Annotated in this window: 10 protein-coding genes; all 10 read left to right on the top strand. The window is 57.4% G+C overall.

The annotated features are described in order from the left end of the window. Positions 1–35 precede the first annotated feature (35 nt). On the top strand, positions 36–395 hold the full coding sequence (locus tag FBY01_RS12235) for a response regulator (protein WP_145307634.1): 360 nt from the start codon (positions 36–38) through the stop codon (positions 393–395). Between the two features lie 341 nt (positions 396–736). Then, a complete protein-coding gene (locus FBY01_RS12230; RefSeq protein ID WP_145307636.1) occupies positions 737–2,029 on the top strand; it encodes a glycosyltransferase in 1,293 nt (430 codons plus the stop codon). A gap of 149 nt (positions 2,030–2,178) precedes the next feature. Beyond that, positions 2,179–3,045: a phospholipase gene (locus FBY01_RS12225; RefSeq protein WP_145307638.1), complete on the top strand. Its 867-nt coding sequence runs from the start codon at positions 2,179–2,181 to the stop codon at positions 3,043–3,045. Between the two features lie 189 nt (positions 3,046–3,234). Continuing rightward, on the top strand, positions 3,235–4,122 hold the full coding sequence (locus tag FBY01_RS12220; protein WP_145307640.1) for a phospholipase: 888 nt from the start codon (positions 3,235–3,237) through the stop codon (positions 4,120–4,122). An 81-nt stretch (positions 4,123–4,203) separates the two neighbouring features. After that, positions 4,204–5,109 carry an AraC family transcriptional regulator gene (locus FBY01_RS12215; RefSeq protein WP_077747836.1) on the top strand — a complete coding sequence of 302 codons (906 nt, stop codon included), beginning with the start codon at positions 4,204–4,206 and terminating at the stop codon, positions 5,107–5,109. A 296-nt stretch (positions 5,110–5,405) separates the two neighbouring features. Next, the gene (locus tag FBY01_RS12210) at positions 5,406–6,716 is read left to right on the top strand and encodes a sugar ABC transporter substrate-binding protein (RefSeq protein ID WP_102593498.1); all 1,311 of its coding nucleotides are present in this window, start codon (positions 5,406–5,408) and stop codon (positions 6,714–6,716) included. A gap of 182 nt (positions 6,717–6,898) precedes the next feature. Beyond that, positions 6,899–7,825 carry a carbohydrate ABC transporter permease gene (locus FBY01_RS12205; protein ID WP_077747832.1) on the top strand — a complete coding sequence of 309 codons (927 nt, stop codon included), beginning with the start codon at positions 6,899–6,901 and terminating at the stop codon, positions 7,823–7,825. Between the two features lie 10 nt (positions 7,826–7,835). Beyond that, positions 7,836–8,666 carry a carbohydrate ABC transporter permease gene (locus FBY01_RS12200; RefSeq protein WP_007936731.1) on the top strand — a complete coding sequence of 277 codons (831 nt, stop codon included), beginning with the start codon at positions 7,836–7,838 and terminating at the stop codon, positions 8,664–8,666. Between the two features lie 159 nt (positions 8,667–8,825). Further along, complete coding sequence (locus FBY01_RS12195; RefSeq protein ID WP_077747830.1) at positions 8,826–9,929, top strand: ABC transporter ATP-binding protein; 1,104 nt, start codon at positions 8,826–8,828, stop codon at positions 9,927–9,929. 15 nt (positions 9,930–9,944) lie between these two features. Continuing rightward, positions 9,945–11,417, top strand: coding sequence for a mannitol dehydrogenase family protein (locus FBY01_RS12190; protein WP_145307642.1), 1,473 nt, complete (start codon positions 9,945–9,947; stop codon positions 11,415–11,417). Positions 11,418–11,453: the final 36 nt, after the last annotated feature.

The following is an 11,453-nucleotide window of genomic DNA, read 5'->3' as shown; positions in this document are numbered from 1 at the left end:
ACCTGCGACCCTGAATTTACCTTGAGAGCCCTCTTATGTCCTCCACCCCGTCCACCATCCTGGTAGTAGAAGACGATGCCATCGTGCGCATGCTGATCGTCGATGTACTGGAGGAACTGGACTACAAGGTCCTTGAGGCCGATGGCAGCGAAAAGGCGCTGGAGTTTCTCAACGATGAGGACCAGCACATCGATTTGATGATGACCGATGTGGGTTTGCCGGTGATGGATGGCAGAGAACTGGCGAAACAGGCGCGGATGCTGCGTCATGAGTTGCCGATCCTGTTCGCCAGCGGTTATGCCGAGAGCATCGAGCTCCCTGAGGGCATGCAGGTGATTGGAAAGCCGTTTTCGATTGATCAGTTGCGCGACAAGGTCAAAGGCATGCTTGCTTAATCATTCATTACATTTTCTTAGGCGCACTTTTTCCAAAAAATGGTTTGCCGTATCAACGGCAAACCTTAGCTGCCTATAAATGATCCTGCTGCACTTGAGCAATCAATGCGCCTTCCCTGTTTATTGAAACAATCCATCACACTAACAACCTTGCTACCGGACCTGTGCGGATAAACCTGAGCACGTTTTTCATAGCCTTAGCCTGCCCACCACCGGGTGCACAGGCCGCCCTGGATGGCAGAACATTCCATCGACGTCGTGATCCCTTGCGGCCAGATATGGTTAAATCCCGCGCCTCTCGCGTCACTCAGCCCTCATCCCGAGTCAAGGAAATACCGTTCATGAATCAGCCCCGCGCAACCAAAGTCCTCGTCATTGGTTACGTCTGGCCCGAGCCCCGCTCTTCGGCCGCCAGTGGGCATGTGATGCAGATTCTGGATACGTTTCTGAAACAAGGCTGGGATATTACCTTCAGCAGTCCGGCCGGCACCGGTGAACATCGCGCGGATCTGACGGCGCTAGGCATTCGCGAAGTCCCGATCGAATTGAACAACAGCAGTTTCGACGACTTCGTCAGCCAACTGGCCCCGGATATCGTGCTGTTTGATCAGTTCATGATGGAAGAGCAATTCGGCTGGCGTGTCGAGAAACACTGCCCCGACGCCTTGCGAGTGCTTGAAACTTCGGATCTGCAAAGCCTGCGGCACGCCCGGCATCAGCGTCTCAAGGATCGCTTGAAGACCAGCGACGATAACAATGATTTCACTGACCTGTTCGCACCGGCATTGCGCGAAGAGTTTGACTTGATGGCCGATACCGATCTGGCCAAACGGGAAATGGCCGCGCTGTATCGTTGCGATTTGAACCTGATGATCTCTGAAGTGGAAATCGAGTTGCTGGTCGAGCAGTTCAAGATGCCGCGCAATTTGCTGCACTGGTGCCCGTTGATGGTCGAACCGCCGAGCGTGCCGGCGGCTGCCTTTGAAGATCGGGCGCACTTTCTCAGCATCGGTAACTTTCGACATGCGCCGAACTGGGATGCGGTGCTCTGGATGAAAACGGCGATCTGGCCGTTGATCCGCGAACAACTACCCGGCGCCCAACTGCACATCTATGGCGCTTACACGCCGCCCAAGGCCACTGCGCTGCATAACGCGGCCCAAGGATTCCATGTCATGAACTGGGCGGAAGACGCCTTGCAAGTGATGTCGGCGGCGCGCGTGTGCCTGGCACCGCTGCGTTTCGGCGCGGGCATCAAGGGCAAGATCATCGACGCCATGCTGTGTGGCACGCCTACAGTCACAACGCCTATCGGCGCAGAAGCAATGCACGGCCAGCATCCCTGGCCTGGCGCCGTGGCCCGGACGGCACGGGAGTTCGCCGATGATGCGGTGCGGTTGTACAAGGATGAAGCACTCTGGACGGACGCCCAATCCAGAGGGCAGGTGTTGTTGGCCAATCGTTATAGACAAGCCGAACATGGCCCGGCACTTATCGAAAAGTTAATAGACTGCCAACAACGCCTCGCCCAACTTAGAACGGATAACTTTACCGGCAGCATGTTGCGTCATCACCACCATAAAAGTACGCAGTATATGGCGCAATGGATTGAAGCAAAAAACCGCACTCACTAACTATCGACACTATCGCTACACACTTTGCATTGTCACGCTTATTGACCCCCTTCCACACCCCACCTTATAAACAACTCGCCGGATTAGATTCAGACAAACTTATCCGGCGGCATTTATCTAACTTACCACTTGATGCAAGGATGCATTAAATGACTACCATTGTTCAAAACAACCTGACACTTAACAACTGGATGGCCAGCACGCCGGCCATTGACACGTTGTCACTCTGCGAATTGACCCTGCCGGGCACCCATAACGCTGGCAGCGACTGGAAAGCCTCTTGGCCGCTTATTCCAGGCGCCCACTGGCTGGCTTGTCAGCACCAATCGTTTTACTCGCAACTGTGCAAAGGCTCTCGAGCGTTGGATATCAGACTCGTATTTGACGCCAAGGAACCGGGGCTTGGAAAATTCCGAATGCATCACAACGGCTACCGTAACAATCGTACCTTGGGGAACTTGTTTACCGACCTGAGGCAGTTTCTTGACGAGAACCCCGATGAATTCATTGTCCTGGACTTCCACGAACTAAAAGGGGATGCGTTTGATTACACTTTTTTCAACAACATGATGATCCATCTTATGGGGCACCAGATAATTCCCACTCGAAACCGTTCTCTGAGCCTGCATCAACTCAAGCAAATCAGTTCTGAGCAAAGGCTCCTGGTCGCGGCCCCTGGGCATTGGCAGCTTGATCGAAACGTGTTCCTTGAACAGATTGAACACCAATGGTCTGGCAGCGGCATCACAAGCGCCGCCGATCTGCAGAAGCACATTACGAGCGTCCTGACCTACCCGCCAGGCACATGGGCACCATGGTCGCTCTCGGCAGCGAGTTACAGCGCCCTCGGTGGCCCCGTGGATATTCATGATGAACTCAATGCCTGGTTCGACCCGGAAAAAAGTGATTGGGCGGCAAAGTGCAACATCATCAATGTTGACTTCATTGAAGAGTCGCAAATTGTTTCCTATTGCCGAACCGCAAACGTATATAAAGCCGCCAAACGAGCCAACTAATCGGCGTGCCATTAAACGGCTATCTATGTGTAACTGTTTCCATGACTGGAAATCCTCTTACTCACTTCTATGCTGGGTCATGAAAGCCTTTCTGCGCAGGGCGATCAACACAGGTGTGGCGTGCAGCCAACTCTGATACATGAATTTCGTCGCCCCACGGAGGGGGCGCGTCAACGACAAGGAACTGTCATGACCCAAAACACAGCGGGCACGTTAGACAAACAAAAGTGGATGAGTAACGTCCTGGATATCCATCGATTAAAACTGACCGATATCGTCTGGCCGGGCGCCCATAACGCCGGCATGGATAAACAGGCACCCAATTATGATGTGGTTATCGGCAACTGGACGACGTGTCAAAACGGTTCATTTGCCTGGCAACTGTCCAACGGTGCCCGGGCCTTTGATATCCGCCTGGGTTACACCGAGGGCGCGGACCAGTCGATTTTCTATTTTCACCACAACGGATACCAGTCCCATCGGGTCCTCGATGAACTGATGACAGACGTGTCAGCGTTCCTTGACCGCAATCCCGATGAGTTCATCGTGCTGGATTTCCACCAACTCGCGGATGGGTCCAAACCCTTTGATTATCAGAAACTCAACGATCTTCTGGTGAGTCGACTCGGGCAGCGAGTGATCCCCCCCGGCGACGCTGAAAAAACCATCGGCGAACTGAAGCGGATCAGTCCTCGCCGCCGGGTGGTGTTGGCGGCGCATGGACGGCGGGAACTGGATGAGGATTACTTCTGGCCGCGCATCCCGCACAAGTGGATAAACAAACGGTTTACCGATACCGAGGATCTGCAAAACCATGTTTCCAGCACACTCGAAGACGCGCCGTACGAAACGTTTCTATGGTCGTTATCAGCCACCAGCTACGCATTTCTGGGTGGGCCTCAGGACATCAAAACCCAGATCAATGACTGGTTCAATCCCACCCGCGACTGGGTCACGCGCTGCAGCATCATCAATACCGACTTTTTCGACGAATCAGAGATCGTTCGTTATTGCTGGACGGCCAACAGCATGAAAGCGGTTTACGGCCATGCGTTGCATGAGCGGACTCCGGGCTGACACACGGAACGTTGCACACTGGCATTAGGGGCCTGGAAAGAGGCATGATCAGGGCGCAATGATAATAAAAAGCGCCCTGACATGACCCGAACCGCCAGAGTCACCGATCCTTCCTACGAACTGATGGACGACCACAACGGGTTGTCGATCATCTATCGCCAGCATGGATTTCCCTGCCCATTGGTGCGGTGGCATTTCCACAAGGAATACGAGCTGCACCTGATCGTCGCCAGTTCCGGCAAGGTGTTCATCGGCGATTACATTGGCAACTTCTACCCGGAAACCCTGTTCTTGACCGGCCCGAATCTGCCTCACAACTGGATCAGCCAGGTGGCCGAAGACGAGGTAGTGCCCAAGCGCGACATGCTGGTCAACTTCACGGATGAATTGTTCGAGAGCGGTCATCAGGTATTCGCAGAACTGAAGACCCTTGCGCCACTGCTGGAGCGCGCGCAGTACGGCATCGAATTTCGTTGCAAACGCACCATCCGCCAGGCCATGACGTTGATGCAACGCATCGCCGACACTAAAGGCGTCACCCGGCTTGGGCACTTTTTCATACTGCTGGAGCTGCTCGCGGCTTCTGACGATTTTCAGTTGCTGTCGGGGGCCACCACGCCGCAACTGGCGGATGAACACAATATCGATCGCACCAACCGGGCGGTGGATTACATTTTTGCGCATTACGCCCGGGACCTGCCGCTCGAGGAAGTCGCCGAGCATTTAGGCATGAAGCCAACGTATTTCAGTCGGGTGTTCAAGCAAGCCACCGGGCGCTGCTTCATCGAGTTCGTCAATCGCCTGCGCATCAGCAAATCCTGCGAGTTGCTGGCCGATGGCGACAAACCGGTGACCGATGTGTGTTTCGAATCGGGTTTCAACAATATTTCCAACTTCAATCGGCGGTTCCAACAGCTCAAGGGCATGACGCCCTCGCATTACCGGCGGCTGGCGGTACAGCGGCTGACCGAACAGAATCTGGCCTGAACGTCTTGGTCGTAGGGCGTTCTGGGCCATACGCCATACCTGTAGGAGCGCGAGGCTTGCCCGCGAATGGGTCAGAAAACCTGTACAAAATCGATGACTGTTCACCTCTGTGAAGCCTGTCCTTGTATCTCCCCCCATTAATCCCAGTGCAAAAAAGTATCGATTCAAGTGCGACGGATGATTTGTCACATCCTCAATTGAAGGCTGTAATCAGTGCACATTCTTCCTGCCCTCGGAAGACACAAAAACAATAACTGTCCTTCTGTCCCCCATCGGGTGCAGAAAAGGAGTGCACGATGCAACCTTCTGTAAAAGCTCTGCTTGCCCTCACCTGCATGACCCTCAGCAGCGTCAGCCTCGGCGCTCAGACGCTGACCATCGCCACCGTCAACAACAGCGACATGATCCGCATGCAAAAGCTCTCGAAAACCTTCGAGGCCGAGCATCCGGACATCAAGCTCAATTGGGTGGTGCTGGAAGAAAACGTCCTGCGCCAACGCCTGACCACTGACATCGCCACCCAGGGCGGGCAGTTCGACGTGCTGACCATTGGCATGTACGAAGCCGCACTCTGGGGCGCCAAGGGCTGGCTGGAGCCGATGAAGGATCTGCCGGCCACCTACGCCCTCGACGATGTGTTCCCTTCGGTGCGTGAAGGCCTTTCGGTCAAGGGCTCGCTCTACGCCCTGCCGTTTTACGCGGAAAGCTCCATCACCTATTACCGCACCGACCTGTTCAAGGACGCCGGGCTGACCATGCCCGAGCGCCCGACCTGGACCCAGATCGGCGAATTCGCCAGCAAGCTCACCAATAAAGACAAAGAACAGTACGGCATCTGCCTGCGTGGCAAGGCCGGTTGGGGCGAGAACATGGCGCTGATCACCACCGTCGCCAATGCCTATGGGGCACGCTGGTTTGATGAGCAGTGGAAGCCGGAATTCACTGGCCCTGAGTGGAAAAACGCCTTGAATTTCTACGTCGACACCATGAAGAAATCCGGCCCGCCGGGTGCCTCCAGTAACGGCTTCAACGAAAACCTTGCGTTGTTCAACAGCGGCAAGTGCGCGATCTGGGTAGACGCCAGCGTTGCCGGTTCCTTCGTAACCGACAAAACCCAAAGCAAGGTCAGCGAGCACGTTGGCTTTACTTATGCGCCGCATGAGACCACCGACAAAGGTTCAGCCTGGTTGTATTCCTGGGCGCTGGCGATCCCGACCAGTTCCAAGGCCAAGGACGCGGCGAAAACCTTCAGTGCCTGGGCCACCTCCAAGGAATACGGCGCATTGGTTGCCGAAAAAGACGGCATCGCCAACGTGCCGCCCGGCACTCGGGCCTCGACCTACAGCGAGGCTTACATGAGCGCCGCACCGTTTGCCAAGGTCACGCTGGAATCGCTGAAAGCGGCGGACCCGAGCAAACCGACCCTCAAACCGGTGCCTTACATCGGCATCCAGTTGGTGACTATCCCTGAATTCCAGGCGGTGGGCACCCAGGTCGGCAAGTTGTTCTCGGCGGCGCTGATTGGCCAGACCACGGTCGACCAGGCACTGACGGCGGCCCAGCAAACCACCGAACGTGAGATGAAACGCGCCGGTTATCCCAAATAACCCCTAGCCATCCAAATTGTGGCGAGGGCGCTTGCTCCCGCTGGGCTGCCTAGCGGCCCCAAATCCGGGAAACGCGATTCATCAGACAGACCGCATTTTCCGGATTTACGACTGCTTCGCAGCCGAGCGGGAGCAAGCTCCCTCGCCACAGGGTCTCGCCGCATTTCGAGCAAGTGATCGCCATGAATATTTCAACTGCCAAAGCTCACATGGACATCCCCCAACCGGTGCGTAAAAGCCGATTGGCCAATCCCGGCTGGTTTCTGGTCAGCCCCTCGGTGGCGTTGTTGCTGCTGTGGATGATCGTGCCGCTGGGCATGACCGTTTACTTTTCAATGATCCGCTACAACCTTCTCTATCCCGGCGAAAACGAATTCGTCGGGCTGGAGAACTTCACCTACTTCCTGACTGACTCCGGGTTCATGCCCGGCGCCACCAACACCCTGTTGCTGGTCGGCAGCGTGCTGCTAATCAGCGTGGTACTGGGTGTGCTGATCAGTGCCTTGCTGGAGGCCAGCGAATTCCTCGGTCGCGGCATCGTGCGGGTGATGCTGATCTCGCCGTTTTTCATCATGCCCACCGTCGGCGCACTGATCTGGAAGAACCTGATTTTCCATCCGGTGTCGGGGATTCTCGCCTACGTCTGGAAGCTGTTCGGCGCACAGCCGGTGGACTGGCTGGCGCACTACCCGCTGCTGTCGATCATCATAATCGTGTCCTGGCAATGGCTGCCCTTCGCGATCCTGATCCTGATGACCGCCATGCAGTCCCTAGACCAGGAACAGAAAGAAGCCGCACGCCTCGACGGGGCCGGGCCGATCGCGATCTTCTGGCACCTGACCCTGCCGCACCTGGCCCGCCCGATTGCGGTGGTGGTGATGATCGAAACCATCTTCCTGCTCTCGGTGTTCGCCGAAATCTTCACCACCACCAACGGCGGTCCCGGCTATGCCTCGACCAACCTGGCGTACCTGATCTACAACCAGGCACTGGTGCAGTTCGACGTCGGCATGGCGTCCGCCGGCGGCTTGATCGCGGTGGTGATCGCCAACATCGCGGCCATCGTGCTGGTGCGGATGATCGGCAAAAACCTGACAGACAAAGCCTGAGGCCTGCGCCATGACTCTTCAACAATCCCGCCGCCTGCAAAGCCTGCTGCTCGGCACTCTGGCCTGGGCCATCGCGATCCTGATCTTCTTCCCGATTTTCTGGATGGTGTTGACCAGTTTCAAAACCGAAATCGACGCGTTCGCCACGCCGCCGCAGTTCATCTTCACGCCGACGCTGGAGAACTACCTGCACATCAACGAGCGCAGCGATTACTTCAGCTTCGCCTGGAACTCGGTGGTGATTTCGTTCAGCGCTACGGCTCTGTGCCTGCTGATCGCGGTGCCCGCGGCCTACTCCATGGCGTTCTACGAAACCCAGCGCACCAAAGGCACGCTGCTGTGGATGCTCTCCACCAAGATGCTGCCGCCGGTGGGCGTGCTGATGCCGATCTACCTGTTGGCCAAGAGCTTCGGCCTGCTCGATACGCGCATCGCGCTGATTGTGATCTACACGCTGATCAACCTGCCGATCGTGGTCTGGATGATTTACACCTACTTCAAGGACATCCCCAAAGACATCCTCGAAGCCGCGCGCCTCGACGGAGCCACGCTTTGGCAGGAAATGGTCCGGGTGCTGCTGCCGATCGCCAAGGGAGGCCTGGCCTCCACCGTGCTGCTGTCGCTGATCCTGTGCTGGAACGAAGCATTCTGGTCGCTGAACCTGACCTCGTCGAAAGCCGCGCCACTGACCGCGTTGATCGCTTCGTACTCCAGCCCCGAAGGCCTGTTCTGGGCCAAGTTGTCGGCGGTGTCGACCCTGGCCTGTGCGCCGATCCTGATTTTCGGCTGGATCAGCCAGAAACAATTGGTCCGCGGCCTGTCGTTTGGCGCTGTGAAATGACCTGCCGACATGCAAATCCCTGTGGGAGCGAACCTGCTCGCGATGAGGGAGTGTCATGCAGCATTAATGCATCTGACTTACCGCAATCGCGAGCAGGCTCGCTCCCACAGAAAAGCCCGCCCGGCTCAACTGAATAACAACACGTGGAGGCCCATCATCATGGCCAACCTGAAAATCAAGAATCTGCAAAAAGGCTTCGAAGGCTTTTCCATCATCAAAGGCATCGACCTGGAAGTGAACGACAAGGAATTCGTGGTCTTCGTCGGCCCGTCGGGCTGTGGCAAATCCACCCTGCTGCGCCTGATCGCCGGCTTGGAAGAAGTCAGCGGCGGCACCATTGAACTCGACGGTCGCGACATCACCGAAGTCAGTCCGGCCAAACGCGACCTGGCGATGGTGTTCCAGACCTACGCCCTGTACCCGCACATGACCGTGAAAAAGAACATGTCGTTCGCCCTTGATCTGGCCGGCGTACCAAAGGCTGAAGTCGAGAAGAAAGTCGGTGAAGCGGCGCGCATCCTCGAGCTGGGGCCAATGCTTGAGCGCAAGCCCAAGCAACTCTCCGGCGGCCAGCGTCAACGTGTCGCAATCGGCCGCGCCATCGTGCGCAACCCGAAAATCTTCCTGTTCGACGAACCGCTGTCCAACCTCGACGCCGCGCTTCGCGTGCAGATGCGCCTGGAACTGTTGCGCCTGCACAAAGACCTGCAAGCGACGATGATCTACGTGACCCACGATCAGGTCGAAGCGATGACCATGGCCGACAAAGTGGTCGTCCTCAACGGCGGCAAAATCGAGCAAGTCGGCTCGCCGCTGGACTTGTACCACCAGCCAGCCAACCTGTTTGTCGCCGGGTTCCTCGGCACGCCGAAAATGGGTTTCCTCAAAGGCAAAGTCACCCGAGTCGAGAGCCAAAGCTGTGAAGTCCTGCTGGACGCCGGCACCCGCATCACCCTGCCGCTGAGCGGTGCCCAACTGAACGTCGGCGGCGCGGTGACCCTGGGCATTCGTCCGGAGCACCTCAACCTCGCACAAACCGGCGACTGCACCTTGCAGGTCACCGCCGACGTCAGCGAACGCCTGGGCAGCGACACCTTCTGCCACGTCGTCACCGCTTCCGGCGAAGCGTTGACCATGCGCGTTCGTGGCGACCTCGCCAGCCGTTACGGCGAAGCTTTAAGCCTGCACCTGGACGCCGAACACTGCCATTTATTCGATGCCGACGGCGTGGCGCTCACCCGCCCGCTGCGTGCAGCGGCCTGATTTAGAGAGCCTGTGATGAAACTCAACCAACAGAACCTCAACCGCCTCGCGCCCGAAGTGGCCCTGCCGGCCTACGCCCTGAGCGATACGCGCCAAGGCATCGCCCACATCGGCGTCGGAGGTTTTCACCGTGCCCATCAGGCGTATTACACCGACGCCTTGATGAATACCGGAGAAGGCCTGGACTGGGCTATTTGCGGGGTCGGCCTGCGCGCCGAAGACCGTCGCGCCCGGGACGATCTGAAAGAGCAGGATTACCTCTTCACCTTGTTCGAACTGGGCGACAGCGACGACACTGAAGTCCGGGTCATCGGCGCGATTCGCGACATGCTGTTGGCCGAAGACGGCGCGCAGGTGTTGATCGACAAGCTCGCCAGCCCAGAGATCCGCATCGTCTCGCTGACCATTACCGAAGGCGGTTATTGCATCGACGACAGCAACGGCGAGTTCATGGCGCACCTGCCGCAAATCCAGCATGACCTGGCCAACCCGAATGCACCGAAAACCGTTTTCGGCTTCCTCTGCGCCGCACTGGCCAAACGTCGCGCCGCCGGCACGCCGGCCTTCACCTTGATGTCCTGCGATAACCTGCCGCACAACGGCGCCGTCACCCGCAAAGCCTTGTTGGCCTTCGCCGCGTTGCGCGATGCCGATCTGCGTGACTGGATCGCCAACAGCGTGAGCTTCCCCAACGCGATGGTAGACCGCATCACGCCAATGACCAGCACCGAACACAAGCTGCAACTGCACGACAAACATGGCGTCGACGATGCCTGGCCGGTGGTCTGCGAACCCTTTGTGCAGTGGGTGCTGGAAGACAAGTTCGTCAACGGGCGTCCGGCCTGGGAAAAGGTCGGCGTGCAATTCACCGACGACGTCACACCGTATGAAGAGATGAAGATCAAACTGCTCAACGGCAGCCATCTGGCCCTGACGTATCTGGGGTTTCTGAAGGGTTATCGCTTCGTGCACGAGACCATGAATGATCCGCTGTTTGTGCGCTACATGCGTGCCTACATGGACCTGGACGTCACCCCGCAACTGTCGCCCGTGCCGGGCATTGACCTGACGGATTACAAGAACACGCTGGTGGCGCGTTTCTCCAATCAGGCCATCGCCGATCAGCTGGAGCGTGTGTGTTCGGACGGCTCGTCGAAGTTTCCCAAGTTCACCGTTCCGACGATCAATCGCCTGATTGCCGATGGCCAGGAGACCAAGCGTGCCGCGTTGGTGGTGGCAGCCTGGGCGTTGTATTTGAAGGGGGTGGATGAGAATGGAGACACTTACTCGATTCCCGATCCGCGGGCGGCGTTCTGCCAGGCCTTGGTGGCCGATGATGCGTTGATGACCCAGCGGTTGCTGGAAGTTGAGGAGATCTTTGGTACGGCGATTCCCCGTTCTCCGGCGTTTGTGGCGGCGTTTGAATGGTGTTGTAACAGCTTGCGGGAGGTGGGTGTGACGCGGACGCTGGAGCGGGTGCTGGCGTAAATGCGGCGGTGACAATGCTGCCGTCTTCGCGAGCAG

Origin of the sequence: Pseudomonas sp. SJZ077 (assembly GCF_007993905.1) — a bacterium.
Taxonomy (GTDB): Bacteria; Pseudomonadota; Gammaproteobacteria; order Pseudomonadales; family Pseudomonadaceae; genus Aquipseudomonas; species Aquipseudomonas mandelii.
This window is presented reverse-complemented; position numbering and strand designations above follow the sequence as displayed.

Coding starts and splice junctions, on each gene's coding strand:
- FBY01_RS12235 (WP_145307634.1), top strand. CDS start 36: ATGTCCTCCACCCCGTCCACCATCCTGGTAGTAGAAGACGATGCCATC.
- FBY01_RS12230 (WP_145307636.1), top strand. CDS start 737: ATGAATCAGCCCCGCGCAACCAAAGTCCTCGTCATTGGTTACGTCTGG.
- FBY01_RS12225 (WP_145307638.1), top strand. CDS start 2,179: ATGACTACCATTGTTCAAAACAACCTGACACTTAACAACTGGATGGCC.
- FBY01_RS12220 (WP_145307640.1), top strand. CDS start 3,235: ATGACCCAAAACACAGCGGGCACGTTAGACAAACAAAAGTGGATGAGT.
- FBY01_RS12215 (WP_077747836.1), top strand. CDS start 4,204: ATGACCCGAACCGCCAGAGTCACCGATCCTTCCTACGAACTGATGGAC.
- FBY01_RS12210 (WP_102593498.1), top strand. CDS start 5,406: ATGCAACCTTCTGTAAAAGCTCTGCTTGCCCTCACCTGCATGACCCTC.
- FBY01_RS12205 (WP_077747832.1), top strand. CDS start 6,899: ATGAATATTTCAACTGCCAAAGCTCACATGGACATCCCCCAACCGGTG.
- FBY01_RS12200 (WP_007936731.1), top strand. CDS start 7,836: ATGACTCTTCAACAATCCCGCCGCCTGCAAAGCCTGCTGCTCGGCACT.
- FBY01_RS12195 (WP_077747830.1), top strand. CDS start 8,826: ATGGCCAACCTGAAAATCAAGAATCTGCAAAAAGGCTTCGAAGGCTTT.
- FBY01_RS12190 (WP_145307642.1), top strand. CDS start 9,945: ATGAAACTCAACCAACAGAACCTCAACCGCCTCGCGCCCGAAGTGGCC.